Annotated in this window: 14 protein-coding genes; 9 read left to right on the top strand and 5 right to left on the bottom strand. The window is 50.4% G+C overall.

From position 1 onward, the window contains the following. The first annotated feature begins 13 nt into the window (after positions 1–13). Together M4D81_RS17460 and M4D81_RS17465 are read left to right on the top strand one after the other, a co-directional pair. The gene (locus M4D81_RS17460) at positions 14–1,294 is read left to right on the top strand and encodes an ABC transporter permease (RefSeq protein WP_260067480.1); all 1,281 of its coding nucleotides are present in this window, start codon (positions 14–16) and stop codon (positions 1,292–1,294) included. Next, positions 1,294–2,397: an ABC transporter permease gene (locus tag M4D81_RS17465; RefSeq protein ID WP_260067481.1), complete on the top strand. Its 1,104-nt coding sequence runs from the start codon at positions 1,294–1,296 to the stop codon at positions 2,395–2,397. Before M4D81_RS17460 ends, M4D81_RS17465 begins: the two co-directional genes overlap by 1 nt. A gap of 93 nt (positions 2,398–2,490) precedes the next feature. Here the strand turns inward: M4D81_RS17465 and pdxR are convergent, their stop codons facing one another. Next, complete coding sequence (gene pdxR, locus M4D81_RS17470) at positions 2,491–3,942, bottom strand: MocR-like pyridoxine biosynthesis transcription factor PdxR (protein ID WP_260067482.1); 1,452 nt, start codon at positions 3,940–3,942, stop codon at positions 2,491–2,493. 142 nt (positions 3,943–4,084) lie between these two features. On the opposite strand from pdxR, the gene M4D81_RS17475 reads away from it, so the two are divergent. The 3 genes from M4D81_RS17475 (at position 4,085) to M4D81_RS17485 (ending at position 6,469) form a co-directional block, all read left to right on the top strand. Beyond that, positions 4,085–4,696, top strand: coding sequence for a LysE/ArgO family amino acid transporter (locus M4D81_RS17475; RefSeq protein WP_260067483.1), 612 nt, complete (start codon positions 4,085–4,087; stop codon positions 4,694–4,696). 206 nt (positions 4,697–4,902) lie between these two features. Beyond that, a complete protein-coding gene (locus tag M4D81_RS17480; RefSeq protein WP_260067484.1) occupies positions 4,903–5,586 on the top strand; it encodes a GNAT family N-acetyltransferase in 684 nt (227 codons plus the stop codon). 70 nt (positions 5,587–5,656) lie between these two features. Continuing rightward, positions 5,657–6,469, top strand: coding sequence for a sugar phosphate isomerase/epimerase family protein (locus tag M4D81_RS17485; protein WP_260067485.1), 813 nt, complete (start codon positions 5,657–5,659; stop codon positions 6,467–6,469). Between the two features lie 853 nt (positions 6,470–7,322). Here M4D81_RS17485 and M4D81_RS17490 read toward each other — a convergent pair. Then, entirely contained in the window at positions 7,323–9,167 is a 1,845-nt protein-coding gene (locus M4D81_RS17490; protein ID WP_260067486.1) for an ABC transporter ATP-binding protein, read from the bottom strand. After that, positions 9,160–10,896 (bottom strand): ABC transporter ATP-binding protein, encoded by a 1,737-nt coding sequence (locus M4D81_RS17495; RefSeq protein ID WP_260067487.1) that lies wholly within the window; start codon positions 10,894–10,896, stop codon positions 9,160–9,162. Before M4D81_RS17495 ends, M4D81_RS17490 begins: the two co-directional genes overlap by 8 nt. 186 nt (positions 10,897–11,082) lie before the next feature. Here M4D81_RS17495 and M4D81_RS17500 point away from each other — a divergent pair, with 186 nt between their 5' ends. After that, a complete protein-coding gene (locus M4D81_RS17500) occupies positions 11,083–11,985 on the top strand; it encodes a M15 family metallopeptidase (RefSeq protein ID WP_260067488.1) in 903 nt (300 codons plus the stop codon). Then, positions 11,982–12,536, top strand: a complete 555-nt coding sequence (locus tag M4D81_RS17505) for a VanZ family protein (RefSeq protein ID WP_260067489.1) — start codon at positions 11,982–11,984, stop codon at positions 12,534–12,536. The genes M4D81_RS17500 and M4D81_RS17505 overlap by 4 nt, the downstream gene beginning before the upstream one ends. A 144-nt stretch (positions 12,537–12,680) precedes the next feature. Here M4D81_RS17505 and M4D81_RS17510 read toward each other — a convergent pair whose 3' ends face one another. After that, complete coding sequence (locus M4D81_RS17510; protein ID WP_071224313.1) at positions 12,681–13,907, bottom strand: nitrate/nitrite transporter; 1,227 nt, start codon at positions 13,905–13,907, stop codon at positions 12,681–12,683. A 438-nt stretch (positions 13,908–14,345) separates the two neighbouring features. Here M4D81_RS17510 and nirB point away from each other — a divergent pair, with 438 nt between their 5' ends. Together nirB and nasC are read left to right on the top strand one after the other, a co-directional pair. Next, positions 14,346–16,520 (top strand): nitrite reductase large subunit NirB, encoded by a 2,175-nt coding sequence (gene nirB, locus M4D81_RS17515; protein ID WP_071224312.1) that lies wholly within the window; start codon positions 14,346–14,348, stop codon positions 16,518–16,520. Between the two features lie 33 nt (positions 16,521–16,553). Next, positions 16,554–18,713 carry an assimilatory nitrate reductase catalytic subunit NasC gene (nasC, locus tag M4D81_RS17520; protein ID WP_260067490.1) on the top strand — a complete coding sequence of 720 codons (2,160 nt, stop codon included), beginning with the start codon at positions 16,554–16,556 and terminating at the stop codon, positions 18,711–18,713. 86 nt (positions 18,714–18,799) lie between these two features. Here nasC and M4D81_RS17525 read toward each other — a convergent pair whose 3' ends face one another. Further along, positions 18,800–20,020: an RNA polymerase sigma factor gene (locus M4D81_RS17525; RefSeq protein ID WP_260067491.1), complete on the bottom strand. Its 1,221-nt coding sequence runs from the start codon at positions 20,018–20,020 to the stop codon at positions 18,800–18,802. Between the last annotated feature and the right edge of the window lie 81 nt (positions 20,021–20,101).

Raw genomic sequence — 20,101 nt, forward strand, 5'->3', positions numbered from 1 at the left:
GAGGGACAGCCGCTTGGGCGTATTTTTCAAAAAAGACTTTCTTGTCTATTGGAGAGACCGGAAAGAGATGCTGATTGCTTTGTTTATGCCATTAGTGCTAATCCTGATTCTTGGATTTGCCTTGCCGAATTGGGTAGAGAATTCGAATGAATCCCTTGAGATGAGAGTTGCATTGGTCGTGAAGGACCGGCATGAAGAGGGAGTCCATGCCTTTCAGGAAACCCTAAAGAGGATGTCGATCAGCCAGGAAGAGAAGAACGAACTGAGTAAAGCAGCCGCGAGTTTCCAACCGGAAGCCCTGTTAATGAATATGTTCGGCAACGATGAGGTTGAGGAATTTCTTCAAGTTGCTGCATTGGATGACAAGACCGCCCATGTGCAGTTGGAGGAAGAGAAAGTGGAGGCCGTCATCACAGTTCCTGAGGGGTACACACTGGCGGCGCTTAACAAGCTGCTCCTGCATGAGGGGGACGGTGCGGTGCTGACTTTGACGGCGCTAGAGAATTCAATGAAAGTGAATGTTCTGCAAAATATGCTGGATGGGTTTTTGGGTGCCGTTAATTATCAAGCTGCGCTGGACAGCGGAATGGAAGAACAGGAAAGCAAGGGTGAGGGCGAGCTTGCGCTGGCGAACAGCCCTGTCGGCGGATTGGAACAAATTGAGGGTGTGGACATGATCACCTCGTTTCAATATTACGCCCTGGCGGTCAGTATATTCTTTGCGCTGTCCGTTTCCACAACGACGGCGTCCAAATCGATCACGGAAAAGCGAGAGATGGTGTTCATGCGTCTCCTTCTCGCCGGAACCCATCCATATCGCTACTTGTCCGGTAAGGTTGGGTCGACCTTCTGCATGTCTCTGCTGCAATCTGCGGCCCTGCTGATCGTCTCGCATTTTCTGTTTCAGCTTTTTCCGGGGAAATCCCTGATCTTCTGGATCGGTTTGACCTTCATTGTCTTCATGATGTGTCTAACGGTTGCGGCGTTATCTGCGCTTTATACGGCCATGCTCTTCCGAATGAAGGACACGGATGTCGCAACCGGCATTTCATTCATACTGCTTCTTGTGCTTGGCGTCATCGGAGGGAATCTGGTGCCGATCTATATTTTGCCGGATTGGCTGATGAGCATCGGCAGCGTAACCCCCAACGGCTTGGCCTTAATGTCCATGATTCAGTGGATACAGGGCAGTCCGTTTCAAGAACTATGGCTGCCGATCCTGTACCAAGGGGTATTCTTCATCGTTATTCTAGCTGCGAGTTTATGGATCTTTCCAAGAAGGGGGCGGATCTGATGGCGCCCATCTTATTATCGCAATGGATGAAAGAAAAGCGAAATCCATGGATGATCATCATGTTCATCGGTCTGAGCATATTGGCCACGCTGATGTTCGGAGGGAAGGCTGACAGCAAGATCAAGATTGACATCTTCACCGCAGACGGGGCGGTTGATGAGTCCGAAGCCAAGTGGATCGAATGGCTGAATCAAAACGATACGTTCGAATTTCGAATGGAGGATGAACAGACGGCAAGAAAGAAAGTGCGCGAGGGACGCGCAGATCTCGCCGTGAAGCTGGTCTCGGATGATTATCGCATCATAGCCGCAATGGATAACCCATACGCCCAGTTAGCTGATCAGCATCTCCGTACGGTTTATGAACGAGAGCTGCAGCTTCGGGCCGCAGCGGCGAACCTGCAAGATGAAACGAAATTTCGCGAGCACGTCTATGCTTATATGGAGAAACCACCCTTGCGTCTCCAATCCGAGTCTCAGGGTGGGGGAGAACTCGTTTCTCATGATATGGGACTTCAGCTGATGTTCGGATTTTCGTTATTCCTCGTCATGTTTACCATTGGTTTCAAGGTAAATACGATTACGAAGGATAAAGCCTCCGGCGTATGGAATCGGCTGATACTGTCTCCTGTCCGAAAAACAGAGATGTATATGGGTCATCTGCTATACAGCTCTGTGATCGGCATCGTGCAGATCATCCTGGTGCTGCTCATCTTTCGGTATGGTTTCGGCTTCGACCTCGGCGACCAATACGGCTTGCTGCTGCTAGTCACTGTGATCTACACACTGACCATCGTCGCTTTATGTATGCTCTTTGTGGGCATATTGCAGTCGCCTGAGCAATTTGGAACGCTGTTTCCGTCCATCATTCCGATCCTGCCGCTCATTAGCGGGGTATATATGCCGCCGGGTACAATCACGAATCCGATTTTGCTTGGTATCGCTGAGGTCATTCCGCTGACCCATGCCATGAAAGCATTGACGGGAATAGCCGTGTACGGCTATGGCATCGCGGATCTCTGGATCCCGATTTCCAAAATGCTGCTCATCGGGGTGTTGTGCATGGGCATAGGCATTAATCTGATGGAACGGCGTCATGTGTAGGTGAAAGGTATAGATTTGCGATATGGAGCAGGCATACTGACATAAGGCAAGGGCCTTCCCTGTGGATCAAAGTCCTCGGGAATGCCCTTTTTTTCATGACAACGCATGGAGGCGGATAAGCTCCGCAAGCCGGATAAGTCCGCTCTCCAACTGATCGTACGAGGCGTAAGCATAGGATAGGCGCAGATGCTGGTGGTCGTTACGATCATACATATTTCCGGGATTAAGCAGAATGTTCTCCTTCAGCGCCTGCTCAAATAAAGGGCGAATGGAGAGGGGGTTCTTGAAACGAAGCCAAATATAGAATCCGCCTTGAGGGATATTCCAGTGTGCAATATCGTGGAAATGTTGCTCCAGTAACGATAGGGTAAAATCTCGGCGTTTCCTAAGCTCTGACCGGATATGGTTGAGATGATTCTCATATAACCCGCTGGAGAGCCATTCCGCGACGGCATGCTGGGATAGTGAGCTGGAGCCGTAATCGGTTTGCATTTTGATGTCGGACAGCCGGTCGATGACCGGCTCAGGCCCGACGATCCACCCGATGCGCAGCCCGGGACCCAGGGTCTTGGACATGCTGCCCATATAGAGCACCAGACCTTGTTTATCTGAAGCCTTCAGCGGAGGTCGCGAGGGGGTATCGAACCATAAATCCCCATACACGTCATCCTCGATTAAGGGCAGCCTTTCCTGAGCGCATATCCGAAGCAGCTCTGCCCGCCTGTCAGAAGACATCAGGGTGCCGGTAGGGTTATGGAAGGCAGGAATGGTATAAAGCAGGGAAGCCCTGTGTTGGCGTTTGAGTCTCCCGATGGCTTCCGTTCGGATCCCGTTCTCATCCATAGGGATGCCGTGCAAATGCATGCCGGCGGATTGAAACACATGGATCGAGTTCAGGTAAGAGGGATTCTCCACCAACATGGAGGAGCCGTGATGCAGCAGTCCCAGCGAGATCAGCTGTAAGCCTTGCAGCCCGCCGGAAACGATGAGTATGGAAGCAGGGGAGGCTATAATCCCTTTCTTTTTCAGATGCTCACTGATGATTTCTCTTAAATATAGGCTCCCTTTCGGTTCCGAGTAGCCCAAGGTGAAACGGCTGGACATCCTGCCGTTCAACGTCTCCCGCATTTGGTCGGTCGGGAGGAGATCGGGCGAGAGCTCGCCTGTTCCGAGGCGGATCATGTTCGAATCGGTTTCCGCACGATTGATTTGCTGGATCATCTGGATGTTGGGCTGATAGGAGCCGGATTTTACATATTGATTCCAATCAGGCGGAGGCGTGGCAGCGAGTAAACTCCAAGTATTGTTGATAATCACCGTGCCTTGTCCCACGCGGGATTCAATTAGTCCGTCTGCAGCGAGCTCCCCGAGCGCATACACAATGGTGCTGCGGTTAACTTGATATTTGGAAGCCAGCTCTCGCTGCGTGGGAATTCGGGTTCCGACCGGCCATTCCCCGTTCATGATTCTGCTCTTGATATCATCATAAATTTGCTGATGGAGCGGCACATCGGAGTACTTATTTAATTTCCATTCTTCAGCCATAAGTATAAGTAAACCCGCCTTCATGTAGGAATATGCCTCAGTATACCTCATTGGTTGGTTCAAGCGCCAACCAATTGGTTGGAGACGCAGCCGACATCCTCCTTTACAATGGTGAAAATATTCACTGGAGGTTTGGTTTTATATGATCAGTGTCTTACTTCATGGCTTCATCCTGGCTTTAGGCCTTATTCTTCCTTTGGGCGTCCAGAACGTGTTTGTATTTAATCAGGGAGCGGTACAATCCCGCTTCGTCAAGGCACTGCCCGCCATAATTACGGCATCGCTCTGTGATACGCTGCTGATTTCACTAGCGGTTCTGGGGGTATCCGTTGTTGTACTAGAATATGAGTGGATCCGAACGGTGCTGTTTTCACTGGGGATCTGTTTCCTGGTCTATATGGGAATGGTGACCTGGAAGAGCAAACCTTCGGGTCAAGCGTTGGAAGAGGCTCGTTCGTTTACACCGAAGAGGCAAATTGTTTTTGCCATGTCCGTATCTTTGTTAAATCCGCATGCCGTCCTGGACACGATGGGGGTCATTGGCACAAGCTCTCTTCAATATACAGGGATGGACAAAGTGACCTTTGCCGTCGTATGCATCGCAGTTTCATGCCTGTGGTTCTTGGGCCTTGGAATAGCGGGCAGGGCAGCGGGAAGGATGGATCCATCTGGGAAATGGTTGTCCACGTTGAACCGAATATCAGCGTTGATTATGTGGGGAACAGCGGGGTATCTGGGGGTTAGCCTGATATAATGAGCCTAATTCAAAAAGGGATAAGGAGGGGGAGTCATGGAATACAGATTAGTAAAGGCGGATCGCAAAATGTTCTCGAAATATTTCGCTACCTATTATAAGAATATTGGTTTAGACCGAGCTGGGGTGATTTAACCAAGGTTCTATCGGCTTCGGACGACGGTTACTGGGTTGTCGCAGGCGAAGATAAAGCGGCTGGGGTTTATTTGTCTGACCATTCCATCGGACTTGTATTTGGCATCCCCCCATATTCCATTACCACCAAGATGATTGATGACGTAACAAGCTATGCCTTAAAATCTTGGAATTTGACAGAGGATCTGCATGCATATAACGTTCTAGCTGAGCAGGAGATCGCTTTTCGTGAAACTGGTTTCGTTCGGGTTGAATCCAGGCAATGCATGATGCGGCCTACCGAGCAGCTGGAAACATCGATGGATCTCAATTATATGCATAGAATACCGACAATAGATGATATGTCTAAGATTGTAGAGGTGTTTAAGGAAGCCTATGCTAATGGACCGGATGAGCGGGAAGCCCATGTTTATGCTGAGGATGCGGAACGATATTTTGACGTCGTGGACCCCAAGTTGTTGGCTGCATCTTCCGTTGTACATGACCGAATAACGGGAGAAATCGTCGGTGTATGTATGATCTCTTTATGGGAGGGCTTGCCACTCGTCTATAGTATCGCCGTATTACCCCAACATCGAGGAATGGGGTTGGCAACCGCGATGTTGGATAGGGCGTTAACAGTTCTGGAGCCTATTTATCCTGTGCTGCGTCTCTTTGTAACGAAGGGAAATCAGGCGGAGCAGCTGTATAGGAAGAGAGGCTTTCCTCCGGCGGGGAATATCATCATCTTAGATACACCATCGAGTAAGATGTGATGCGTAGGTCTTTTGGAAGTGCGATAAATGGAAGCAAGTTCCTTCATCCATTCTCTGAGGAGGTATTCAGTTGAACATTTCGATTGGCGGTTATTCATTTTATAATACGTTTCTGGAAGGGAAAATGGATGTGTTCGGGTATTTGGAGACGGTGAAGTACCGGTACCGAATGGATGCGGTTGATTTGTGGAACGGTTTTTTCATCGATCGGAGCGACAGCGTATATAAGCTTGCTGATAAGAGCTACATCCGGAAAATCAGAGAGGCACTGGATGAGAAAGAGATGAGGGTGGTCAACTTTGCTGTGGACGGAGCGCATCTATGGGATCCTGACCCGGATCTTCGGCAGAGGCTGTATGAGAATGCGCTGGTTCATCTGGATGCCGCTGAAATTCTGGGCGCAGAAACCGTGCGGATCGACACAGGCGGCAGTTATAAGCGATCGGAGCCGATGACTGATGAACAGTTCGAGTATACCGTTAAACGTTATCGGGAATATGCGGATCGCGCAGCGGATGGCGGTTATACCATTGGTCCGGAAAATCATATGGGCGCGTCGCTGCTTCCGCGTGAAATGAAACGGCTTGCAGAGGAAGTCCATCATCCGGCTTTTGGTTTTCTGCTTCATCTTGGCAGATGGAAGGCCGATGAGGCTGAAGGGGATGCGATGGTTGCCCCGTGGACGGTACATACTCATTTTGACGCGAAAACAGCGGTCCATCCCGGTGCGGAGGAGAAGGTACGAAGCCTGCTCGCAGGCGGTTACCAGGGCTACTGGGGCGTCGAATACAATGCGCCGAACAATCAATATGTGGAGATGGAATGGATGATCGGGGCTGTAAAACGGATCGTGAGTAATGCCAGTCAAGTTGAGTTGGAATGATGGGATCGTACGAGTTGGTGGCCTTGTAGTGCCTTTGCGTGGCATTGGAAGTGCGTTTGATGGGGATTTGTGTTGCATCGGAAGTAAGTTTGAATGGCATTTGCATGGCATCGCAAGTACGATTGAATGACATTTGTAATGCATCGAAAGTACATCTGAATGGCATTTGTATTGCATCGCAAGTGCGTTTGAATGGCATTTGTATGGCATCGCAAGTACGATTGAATGGCATTTGTATTGCTTCGCATTGTATTTGTTTTGTTAACGGACTGAGCATCCGTTATTTAGTTAAAAAAGACGAAATTATTAGTTTAGCGGACATGAGGTACGTTATTCCCCGTAAAAGTGTGATTTTCGCCCTATGCTAATAAAATAACGGATCTGGTGTCCGTTCGATTCGCGAATTGAGCTGTTTTGATGGAAATAACGGATCTGGTGTCCGCTCGATTTGTAGATTGAACTGGTTCGATGGAAATGAAGGCCCGGGTGCCCCGTTCGATTCGCGAATTGAGCTGTTTTGATGGAAATAACGGATCTGGTGCCCGCTCGATTTGTAGATTGAGTTGGTGTTTGATGGAAATGAAGGCCCTAGTCTCCGCTCGATTTGCGAATCGAGCTGGTTTGATCGAATTAAAGGCGCTCAGGTCCGGTTGTGTCATTCCCGATAGTCTTAAGCAGATACAGATTCTGCTCTGCAGTAATAAGGAGAAGGTAGTGGATACGCAACACCCAACACGCAACACCCATTACTAAAGACACTTATCCTTATAGCAGACAAACAAGAGAGCCGTTCCATGGAACCGGCTCTCTTAATTGTTGTCAGCGGCTTGTAAGAAAATTACCTAACCCATCTTCAACCGCTTAACATAAACTGGCTGTTATATAACTCGTAATAAAAGCCGCGTTTGGACAGCAGCTTTTCGTGTGTGCCGCGCTCCGCGATACCCCCTTGATTCATGACGAGAATCTGGTCAGCCTCCCGGATTGTGCTTAGACGATGAGCGATGACGAAGCTGGTTCTGCCCTTCATCAGGGTGCGCATGGCGGTCTGAATATGCATCTCTGTCCGCGTATCAATGCTGCTGGTAGCTTCGTCCAGAATCAAAATGACCGGATCGGCAAGCACCGCGCGAGCGATCGTCAAGAGCTGCCGCTGGCCTTGGCTCAGGTTGCCTCCACCCGAGAGAAGCAGCGTATCATAGCCTTCGGGCAGCTTCATGATAAAGTCATGTGCATTGGCAAGCTTGGCGGCAGTTTCGATCTCTTCGTCCGAGGCATCAAGCCGGCCGTAGCGGATGTTCTCCCGAATCGATGCTGAGAATACATAGGCATCCTGCAGCACGATTCCCAGCTTGCTCCGCAGGTGATCCTTATCAAGCTGTCGGATGTCGACTCCATCAATGGTGATCTTGCCAGAATCGATCTCATAGAAACGGGTCAGCAGATTGATGATGGTGGTTTTGCCGGCACCTGTCGGGCCGACGAGCGCAATCGTCTCGCCCGGCCGGGCGGTAAGGGAAACATCCTTCAGAATCGGGACGCCCTCCTTATAACTGAAGGAGACCCGGTCAAATTGCACCTCGCCATACATGTCATCTGTTGTATTCTCGTCTGGATTGTCCTGGTACTCGGACTCGGTATCAATCACCTCAAAGACCCGTTCAGCACCCGCCACAGCAGATTGCACGAGATTAAATTGATTCGCCAGGTCGTTCAGCGGCCGTTGAAACTGCTTCGAGTAGTTCAGAAATGCAACGACAACCCCCACGGTAGTAAAATCCTTGAATGCCATATACCCGCCGACCGCCGCAATTAAAGCAAAGCTGACGTTATTCAGCACGTTCATAACCGGACCGACGGTCCCCGAATAAATCTGAGCTTGAATGCTGGCATCGGTCAGCTTCTTGTTCATGACATCGAACTGCGCAGCGGCATGACGCTCCCGGCGATATACCTGAACGACCTTCTGACCCGAGACGGTTTCCTCGATAAAGCCATTAAGCTCACCCAGCGTGCTCTGCTGCTTGGAGAAATGCTTCCTTGTCCGGCTTGCTACGATCTTCGTGAACAGCATGACAAGCGGAATGGTCACCATGCTGAGCAGCGTCAGCCATACGTTCAGGTACAGCATGATGGCAAGCGATCCAACCAGGGACAGTACGCTTGAAATGAGCTGGGTTACGCTCTGATTCAACGTCCCGGAGACGTTCTCGATATCGTTGGTCGTGCGGCTCATTAATTCGCCGTGCGTCTGTCTGTCGAAGAACCGCAGCGGAAGGACTTGAAGTCTTGCAAAAATATCACTCCGCATGGCCTGGATAGACAGCTGCGAGACCTTAACCATGACATGCTGCTGCAGCCACGCTGTGAGTGCGGTACCCGCGTAAACCGCTAGAAGCACCACGCACAGCCCCATGAGTCCCTTAAAATCTCCCGGAATGATATAATGATCCACCGCATTTCCCAGCAGGTAAGGAGCAATCAGGGACAGAATCGTCGTGATGAGCGTGAATGAGAAAACAGCGATCATGCCGCCCTTAAATGGTCGAATGTAACCCCAGATCCGGCGTATCGTTCCCATCGTATTTTTGGGCTTCGCCTTGGCCATCGTCATTCCGCGCATGGGGCTGCCGCCGCGCAAACTCAGATCCGGAGCTTCTGTATTACCTTGCTTGGTTCCCTGATCGGGTTTAGCCATGGGAAGACACCTCCTTGCCGAATTGCGATTGATAAATATCCTGGTACAGCTCACAGGAAGCAAGCAGCTCGCTATGCGTACCTTCCGCTACTAATTTTCCATCGTCCAGCACCAGAATGCGATCGGCATCGATTACGGAAGAGATCCGCTGGGCAATCATGAGGCAGGTACGACCGTTCATCAGCCGGGCCAGCTCTTTCTGAAGCCTGGACTCCGTTCCCATATCGATGGCACTGGTGCTGTCATCTAGAATCAGAATGGCGGGGCGAAGCAGTAATGCCCGTGCAATGGATATCCGCTGCTTCTGACCGCCGGAGAGGTTTACGCCTCTTTGTCCAAGCATCGTATCGTATCCTTCCGGCATGGACGAAATGAATTCATGCGCCTGCGCAGCCTTGGCCGCTGCAATCACTTCTTCATCGGAAGCATCCGCTTTCCCGTAGCGGATATTGTCCCGAATGGTGCCTGTGAAGAGGATGGATTCCTGCAGGACGATGCCGATGCGTTCGCGTAACGCCGATAAGTCGAATTGTCGCACATCGCTTCCATCGATGAAGATCCGTCCGGAAGTTACATCATACAGGCGGGGGAGCAGGGATACTAGAGAGGTTTTTCCCGAACCGGTTGCTCCCATAATCGCGACGGTCTGCCCCGGTCGAACCTTGAAACTGACATGATGTAAAACAGGCTTCTGAATCCCCGGTTTATAGGAAAAAGTCACCTGGTCAAATTCGATTTCTCCCTGCTTGTATGCATTTATCGCCGGATGAGCAGCGTTTGCAATCTCGGATTCCGTATGCATGACTTCCTGGATACGATCAGCGGAAACCTTGGCCGTAGAGATTCGAACCAGCATCATCGCAACGGAGGAAACGGAGAACAGCACCTGTGTTACATAGTTGATGAAGGCAACCAGGCTTCCCACCTCGAACGAGCCATCAATCGCGTTCTTCCCGCCGAGCCAGAGGACAACGACGATGCTGACGTTCAGTATCATGGTCAAGATGGGCATATTGAGCGCAACAATCCGTTGTGTTTTAACCGAAACTTGCGTGAAGTCGGTATTCGCTTGATGGAATCGATCCTTCTCATATCCGGCTCGCACGAATGCTTTGGATACCCGGATGCCGGCAAAATTCTCCTTCAGGACCGTATTCACTTTATCGAGTTTCTTCTGAGCGGTGGCGAATAAGGGTAGGGTGGCCCGGATCAGAAAGAACATCACAACGAACAACAACGGAACGGCAATGGCCAGAATGATGGCGAGCTTCGGGCTAATGATCACTGCCATGATCATGCTTCCAATCGCGAGCAACGGAGAGCGTACGAAGATGCGCAGCAGCATCTGGACCATGGTCTGAATCTGTACGATGTCGCTCGTAAGCCGTGTGATCAGCGAACCCGTTGAGATATCGTCCAGATTACGGAAGGAGAGGGTTTGAACCTTAAGGAACAAATCCCGGCGCAGGTCGGCACCGAAACGCTGCGAGGCAATGGAAGAATAGATCGTACAACCGAGACCTCCAAGCAGCCCGACGGCAGCCGCACCCAGCATGATGAGACCTGTATGGAGAATGTGCGCAGTATCGTTCTGCATGACGCCTTGATCAATAATGCTGGCCATGAGAATGGGCTGGAGCAAATCCATGGCGACCTCCAGCAGCATAAGCAGCGGCGCAAGCAGGGCCGCAGCCCAGTGGGGACGTAAATAACGAAATAATTTGAGCAAGAATAATGGCACCTTCTTTATTCTTTTTAGTCTAAATACCAAGTTAAGCCATTGGCTTCAATCTTGTCAAAGGGAAAAGGAATAGGCGAGAATCATCTCTCTTAAGAAAAACTTTAACTTTTTCCTACTTTTCCTTAAACTCTATTCATTAATCTGGATAGACCAAGCTAGAGGGAGTTGTTGAAGTTGAAAAAGGGTTTGATCATGCTCGTTATATTTCTGTTGGTCGGATGCGAGTCCATTCTGACGGAGACGCCTAACGTGAAGGATAGGGTGGACAGTAGAGATGGACAGGAAGTGAAGACGGATTCCGGCACGCAATCGAATCAGACATCCGCTACGCAGACGATCCGTGTAACGGATGAACAAGTGACACGTGGAAATTTGGTTCTGGTTAATAAGGAGCAACCGCTTGATCCGGAAGCGGTGCCGAAGGATATCGTAACATTGTTTGAAAACCAAGACTTAATGCATGGTTATGTGGTTCTGGATAACACGATCCGGTTATCGCGCAGTGTGGCGGAGAATTTCCGTAATATGATTGAAGCCGCCGGAGAAGATGGAGTCAATCGCTTCATGATCAGCAGCGGGTATCGGGATGAAGACGAGCAAGAACAACTTTATCGTGAAAAAGGTTCCGATTACGCCTTGCCTCCAGGCTACAGCGAGCATAATCTCGGGCTCTCGATGGATATCGGATCGACTCAGCAGTCGATTGATCGATCGCCCGAAGGGAAATGGCTGAAGGAGCATGCATGGGCGCACGGATTCATTTTGCGCTATCCTCAGGACAAGACAGAGATTACAGGTATTCAGTATGAACCGTGGCATTTTCGTTATGTCGGGCAGCCGCACAGCATGATCATGAAGGAACTGAATCTTACCTTGGAGGAATATCTGGATTACCTAAAGGATCAATCCAGCTACAGAACAACCGTAGAGGGGAAGGAATACGAAATTAAGTATGTACCCGTGACATCCAAAGACATGGAGATTGAGATACCGGCAGGAAGCGAGTATGAGATATCTGGAAACAATATCGACGGAATCATAGTGACGGTACTGCTAAGCAAGGATGATGCGGAATGAAAATATCGAATAAATGGTTACTATTATTGCCGTATTCATTGTATCTCTACGTCTTACTCAAGGTGATTCTATTCAAGTTCGGTTCCGTAGATATATCGGTTCTGTGGCAGCAGCTGCATCGAGCCACCGAGATCCCTGAATATGCACAGAATCGATTGCAATTTGCCAATTTCACGCCTTTTGAATCCATTCGAATGAATATGAGGCATCTTTCGAGTCCACATGACGTGATCAATCTCTTCGGGAATATCGCCATATTCATGCCTAACGGCATATTCGTCGGTCTTATGCTTAGGAGCAAGTTCCTCGGATTCATTGGCTCTTTTACGACATCCCTGGGGTTGAGTCTCGCGCTGGAATGCTCCCAGCTCGTTTTTTCAATGGGAAGTTTTGATGTGGATGATTTAATTCTGAATACAGCCGGCGGTGTGCTTGGATACGGCGTGTTTCTCATGTTGAAGCTAATCTTTTCAGGAACAACGCTGCCTATTGACGAGAGACGAGAAAGAACGGGTAAGCCTTTAACTGGGAACGAACGAGTAAGGAACTGAAGTGGATTGGATAGAAGGGGATTGAAAAAACACAGGTACAAAGCATAACCAATACCCGGTTTAATACCGGGTATTGGTCTCTTCATCAACATGTTCTTAACATTTGTATTCGTTTGACGAGGTTATAACCTGAGCGACTTTCATTTATAGCTTGGCCGAACCCGCCTGCGGACCTGATGACACACTGCGAAGCCAGCTTCTCCGCCATTTCAGCTGCATCACGACTGTAAGGGTCAGCGAAGCGGCAGCTATGAAACTTAAAATAATGAAGCCCGCTGTGTATGAGCCTGTCGCCTGGTATAATCGGCCGAGAATAAGCGGCAGAGCATAGCCTCCAAGCCCTCCGGCAGCTCCGACAATACCGGTAACCAGGCCGATCTCGCCGCCAAACCGCTGAGGGACGAGCTGAAATACCGAACCGTTTCCCGCACCCAGGCACATCATGCCAATAAACAGCAGCGTGACAACAAGCCAAAGGGGAGGCAAGAAGGAGACGCCGATGAGCATGACGGACGCACCGGTATAGAGAAACATGAGCATCCGCGAGCCTCCGATTCGATCGGCTAGAAACCCGCCTACAGGGCGGAAGAAGCTCCCTGCTATGACACAGATCGTGGTAATGTCCGCGGCCTGGACCGCGGAGAGACCATACTGGGTGTTGAAGAAGATCGTCAAATAGTTAGCGAGTCCCACAAAGCCGCCGAACGTCACGCAGTACAGGGCACAGAATACCCAGGCATCACGCTGCTTAAGGACATTTCCATATTCGGACCATCTTTTGGGAGCGGGACGATTCGGACTGTTGCGTGCAAACAGCGAGAAGTAAATGAAGACCAGCACGATGGGGATTATGGCGAGTCCGAATACAATTTCCCAGCTTCCGAAATGTTGGGCAAGCCGATTGGCGAAGAGGGTTGCGAGGACCGTGCCGCTGTTACCGGCACCGGCAATTCCCATCGCCAAACCTTGATGTTCCTTGGGATACCACTGTCCCGCCAGTGGCAGAGCTGCAGCGAACGAAGCTCCAGCCACCCCTAGCAGAATAGCGACGACATACAATTGATCCAGGGAATCTACCCACAACCATCCTAATAATAAAGGGATCAGCGTAACGATCATTCCAATCTGAGCTGTTAGTTTGGGACCCAAGCGATCCGCCAGGAATCCTAATACGAGTCGGAGGATGGAGCCGCCCAGAACGGGAAGCGCCACCAGATTTGCCTTCTGTACCGGGTCCATCGGATAATCCGCGGCAATGACCACCGCAAGGGGGCCAAGCATGCCCCATATCATAAAGCTGATGTCAAAATACAGAAAAGCACCGAACAGCGAGGGCTTATGCCCGCTTTGCCAAAATCCTTTCCTCTCCATAGTTATCGCTCCTTATCCAAAATGTGTACTTTCTCTATTCGTGTCGACTCCCAGCTGCAGGCATAAAAAGGCCGCAATCGTCCTTTACCAAGACGATTTGCGGCCTCATTGCCCAAAGACTAAAGACACATCATTGTGTCCCCGTCCGTAAAATAACATTTGATTATGATGATTCACATTATAGAGAAGCGGTCAAATGAATGTCAATATACTTTACATAATTTTGCTGAATATTTATTTATTCAGCAGTGAAATGAATTTGGTGTTATGTATATTGACATTTTTTTGTGCATCAACTAATCTGAATGTATGATTTTTATTGAAAATCGGCACAATGGTGTGCCGAATTCGAGGCAATGACGCCCTTTCCCTCATTATGGGAAAGGGCGTTTTCTATTTTCTTACATGAAGATGACATGGCGGGAGTGGAGGTGTTTCATGAGGAGAAAGAAGCTACTTGTCGTTGGCAATGGGATGGCGGGAATACGATGTGTTGAGGAAATCCTCAAGCTGGACCCAGAGCTCTTCGATATTACGATATTCGGTGCCGAACCTCGCCCCAACTACAATCGGATCCTCCTATCCAAAGTGCTTCAAGGTGAACATTCTCTCCAGGATATCATTCTGAACGATTGGTCCTGGTATGAGCTGCATGGCATTCGGCTGTTGGCAGGGGAGACCGTTTGTCATATCGATATCAAATCCCGCGCTGTCGAGACAGTCTCCGGTATACGGGAAACGTATGATGCGTTAATTCTGGCAACAGGCTCATCTCCCTACATTCCTCCTATAACCGGAGCGGATAAGGAAGGAGTCATTTCGTTTCGGACCGTGGATGACTGTACGAAAATGACCGAAATGTCCAAGATGTACACGAAGGCGGCAGTCATTGGCGGAGGCTTACTGGGATTGGAGGCTGCCCGCGGGCTTCTCCATCTCGGGATGGATACCCAAGTGGTTCATAATGCTCCTTATATCATGAACCGGCAGCTGGATCGAACGGCTTCGATGATGCTGCAGCGGGAACTTGAAGCTCAAGGGATGCAATTTAACTTGGCGAAGGACACCACGCGAATTGTTGGCCGCACGAGGGCGCAAGGTCTTCGGTTTATGGACGGGACGCGTCTAGATGCGGATGTAGTCGTTCTCGCTGTTGGGATCAAGCCTAATGTGCAGCTTGCCCAAAGAAGCGGCATTCGAACGCAGCGGGCAATTCTGGTGGATGACTTCATGAGAACGAGCGAGCCGAACATTTATGCCGTGGGAGAGTGCGCGGAACACCGAGGCGTTAGTTATGGTCTGGTCGCTCCTCTGTATGAGCAGGGGAAGGTGCTGGCCCGTGTCATCTGCGGCCGGGAGGCGGAGCCTTATGGCGGGTCGATTCCCTACTCCAAGCTAAAAGTATCGGGCGTGGATGTATTCTCCGCCGGTGTGATATCAGGGGAAGGTGCTGAAACGGCCATTCAGCATTACGATGCCGTATGCGGCACATACAAAAAAGTGACCATGCGCAAAGGCAGGGTTACGGGTGCGGTTCTGTTCGGAAATACGAATGAGGGGTCCTCGCTCCTGGCATTGGTGCAGCAGGGTGCGGCTGTGTCAGAGCTTATACCTTCTGAAAGCAGCGGCCTCAGCGCAGCTGAATCCGCTGCAGAGGCGCTCCCGGAACATGAAACGGTTTGCGCTTGCAACGGCGTCAGCAAAGTGGCGATCATGGCGGCCATTACCGAACATCATCTGGAAAGCTCGGATGAAGTGAAGGAGCATACTAGGGCATCCGGTTCCTGCGGCGGCTGCCGGCCTATGGTGGACGCTCTTGTCAAATATATGCGAAGCGGCAAGAGGAAAGAGGGTTTGCTTACGGAAGCCAGAACGCCAATCGAGGTTCCTGTATGTGAATGCACGGTGCTTGGTCCATCTTCATTGAAGCAAGCGGTGGTTCATGCCGTGGATCAAGGCTGTCATTCCGTTCAGGATTTCATGTTACGACAAGGTTGGAAGAAACTGGACGGTTGTGAGGTGTGCCGTCCAGCCTTACGATTTTATTTTCACATTGAAATGACGGGTGCAGTTCACCTTGATGAGCGGAGGCAGTCCATTAAAGCAAGTGACGACGACGTTTTTTATAAGGGATCAGCGTCCTTTCAGGGGGTCAAGGTATGGGTGGGAGACACGGAAGGATCTAAGCCAGAGGCGGCAAGCATTCGTAGAATTGGAGAATGGCTTCGCACCGGCTGGCGAGAGGTGTCCCTTCCTTCCCCGGTTAGTGCAGGGGTGTCTGATTGCACAGCGTCATCCGTCAGCATCCTGGTTCAGGGGATCGGAATTTCCGCTTCTCCTGCGGGCTGGGAGGTTTATCTCGGCGGACATGCGGCGCATCCTGTCCGTGAAGGGCAGTTGATCGGTGTTGCGGAGAGTGAAGAAGATGTCGTTCAGCTCGCAGCTGCTTGCTTGCAGTGGTACCGTCAGAACAGTATGTATGAGGAACCGCTGTGGAGGTGGGTGGAACGTACAGGCGTGACGGCGATCCGGGAGAATGTTCTTGACGATGATCTGCAAAGAGAACTTGCAGAAAAGCTGACTCGCTATGCATGGGAGGCGCAGGTCCGTTAAAGCAGAAGAATAATAGAAAGAGGTGGTCTCGTTATGCTTCAATCGGATCGTGCTGAATCGACAGTAGCTGCTGCCGTGATCGAGACGCAATGTCCGTTCTGCAGTGTGCAGTGCAAGATGACGGTAACCGAGGGTGGGAACGGCATTCCGGGTCAGCGCAGGGCCGAATATAGGGTGGAAGGGGTTCCGAACTCCGCATCGGAGGGCAGGGTATGCGTCAAAGGCATGCATGCGCATCAGCATGCAGTCCATTCGCAGCGTCTCACACATCCATTAATCCGCTCAAATGGTGAACTTGTCCCATGTTCGTGGGATGAAGCATTTGCTGTGGCCAGTCAACATATGCAGGGGATATCAGAGCAGTATGGCGCTGATGCCAATGCCGTTTACGGCGGTGGATCTTTGACCAATGAAACGGCATATTTGCTCGGGAAATTTGCCCGGGTGGCACTGGGAACCCGATATATCGATTATAACGGCCGCTTCTGTATGTCTGCCGCAGCTTCTGCAGGGAGCAAAACCTTCGGGATTGACCGGGGGTTGACCTTCAGATTGGCTGATATTCCTCTGGCCCGCTGCATCGTGTTGGCCGGCACCAATATAGCGGAATGTCAGCCTACGCTGCTGACTTACTTCAACCGGGCTAAGGAGAATGGGGCCAGGATCATTGTCATCGACCCGCGAAAAACAGCCACCGCCGCCATGGCCGATATGCATTTGCCGATCAGACCGGGAACGGATACCATACTGGCGGATGCGATGCTTAAGATCATCATGGATGAAGGCTTGATCGATGAGACCTTTATTCAAGCAAGGACGAACGGTTACGACGAGCTGAGCGTTTATTTGAACAGCCTCGATCTCTCGCAGGCTGCGGGTATATGCGGATTGGCGCTGGGGCAAATCCGGGAGGCCGCTTTAGCCTATGGCGAGGCGGATACTGGCATGGTGCTGACTGCGCGAGGGGTGGAGCAGCAGACGGATGGCCATCTTGCGGTTCGCCATTTTCTAAACCTGGTCTTGGCTACAGGTAAAATCGGGAGAGAGGGCTGCGGATATGGAGCCATCACCGGTCAGGGGAATGGACAAGGGGGGAGGGAGCATGGGCAGAAGGCCGATCAGCTGCCGGGTTACAGGTCGATCGAGAGTGAAAAGGATCGGGCTTATGTTGCCTCCGTGTGGGGTGTGGATGCTGCAAGCCTTCCCGGGAAAGGCGTCTCTGCCTATGAGATGATGGAGCTGATTCATCAGGGAGTGATTAAATCGCTCTTCGTGATGGGCTCCAATCCCATCGTATCGAATCCGAACGCCGGGCTTGTGGAGGAAGGTTTGAACAAACTTGATTTTCTGATGGTTGCCGACATGTTTATGTCCGAAACGGCCCAATTGGCCGATCTTGTTCTGCCGGTAACCTCCTACATGGAAAATGAAGGGACACTGACGAACCTGGAGGGACGCGTGCTCCTGCGAGAGGCAGGGCGTCAGGCGCCTGGCGAGGCGCGTCATGACTGGATGATTCTGTGCTCCATGGCCGACATGCTGGGGAAGGGGCATTATTTTCGCTTCAACGAGCCTGAAGAGATTTTTAATGAGCTGAGGCTCGCGAGCAAGGGTGGAATTGCAGACTACTACGGTATAACCTATGACCGACTGCGCCGGGAGAAGGGAGTATATTGGCCGTGCCCCTCCCCTGAAGAGGCTGGGGTTGGTCTTCTGTTTCAACAATCGTTTGCCCATCCGGACGGAAGGGCCGTGTTCTCTGTAATGGAAGGGGATCCTTGGAAAGGCGTGTCAGAGGCGTATCCACTTATTCTGACCAATGGTCGTGTTCTGTCCCACTATCTGACCGGCGTACAGACCCGGAGAAGTCCTTCTTTGCTTGCACGCGAGCTGGAAAATTTCGTGGAGATCCACCCGATGACCGCACAGCGTTACCGAATCCAGGACGGCGAGTGGGTAGAGATCCAGTCGGAGCATGGATCTTTTTCCGTACGCGCCAGAATCAAAGACCAGATTCGAGAAGACACCCTGTTCGTGCCTATGCATTGGGGCGGCGTGCAGAATGTCAATCACGCGACCCGGCCGGATCTGGACCCGTTCTGTAAAATGCCCGGGTTTAAGACATCCGCTGTTCGGATTCGGCCCCTGTATCAGAAAGTTTATAGGGAGAACGATTCGTACACGGGGCGTTAATAACGGTTCCGGTCAAGGAATCGACGACAGAAAAAGGAGCATCCCCCCAGATCCAAGGATCTTTTTGGACACTCCTTTCTTCTAATTTATACAAGCTGATCTTGGAGGGCTTTCGACCACTGCTCATGAAGCTCTTCTTCGGAAAGATGGAAAATGTCATGATAACCATCCGGGTTGCGGATGAGTTGATTCAATGGACCTAACCCATATCTTTTAATGATGAACTCAACGATCAGATAGGAGAACTGAAATCCCGTTTTGCCAAAATCCCAGGAATCATCATTGAGATCCTCGAAACTTGGAATCGCCCGATTGCTGATGGCTTCCGAAGTCGTGCTTCGAATGAAATCTTCGGACATTTGCTGCGCTTCGTACCCACCGATGCCCTGACGGATCCATTTGGGGGCGAGGGGGTTGATGTCGCTGATCAACCACATGGTGTACAAGTGCAGGGTGGACCGGAGGATCGATTGATACGTATGCTCGGGACCCGGGTTCAAGGGTGAGACGATTTTTAACGTGTTGTTATCGAACGTGCCCATGAACCAATCAGGTGCATCCGATTCACCAACGGCTTGATGGAATGTTGGCAGATCGGGATAGATTTCAATTACGATTTTGTGTGACGGCTGATGACTATATTTTGCTGCAATCTGTTCTACATTGTTCTTAAGTTCTTGAAACAGGTCCTGATGCACTTTGCTCTGAAGATGACTAACTTCACTTTTGCTTTCAAAGGATATCAAATCCAGAATTGACATAATGGTGATGTCACCCCATTCTTTTAATTCTTTCTTTAGCTTCTCCAAGGACCGGTACAATCGATTTTTCACCGCACTCTCGCGCATGCCCACGATCCTGGATATTTCCGACAGCGTACAATCCACGAAAAATCGCAACGATATAATCTGCTGATCAAGCTCACTCAGCCGCTTAAGTGCCGCGCTAATATCAATTCGAATATCAACATATCTGGAAAAATCAAGGGAGATGGACTGAGATTCATAACTTGTAAAGTCATAAGGCATCTCATGTTTACGTGATATACTTCGATATTCATTTTTAATCGTGTTCTGGGCGATCTTGAAAATCCAGGTGAACAGACTGGAATTCCCGTTAAACTTATCGAGGTTCTCCATGGCCCTTAAGAACACTTGTTGTGTTAAGTCATCTGCAGCCATCGGATTCACTTTCAGTGCGAGATATTGGCGAATCCTCAGGCGGTATTCATCATACACCTCTTCAAATGTGCGTTTGGTTCCCTGGTTATCCGGATAAACAGGGAGATTGTCATGAGCTCTTGACATGGATAAGAACCTCCTCTTGACCTTACAATTCATTAGACACCGAAGAGAGGCAAAAAGCCACATTCGACGGAAATAAATTAA

Origin of the sequence: Paenibacillus sp. p3-SID867 (assembly GCF_025142895.1) — a bacterium.
Taxonomy (GTDB): domain Bacteria; phylum Bacillota; class Bacilli; order Paenibacillales; family Paenibacillaceae; genus Paenibacillus_AQ.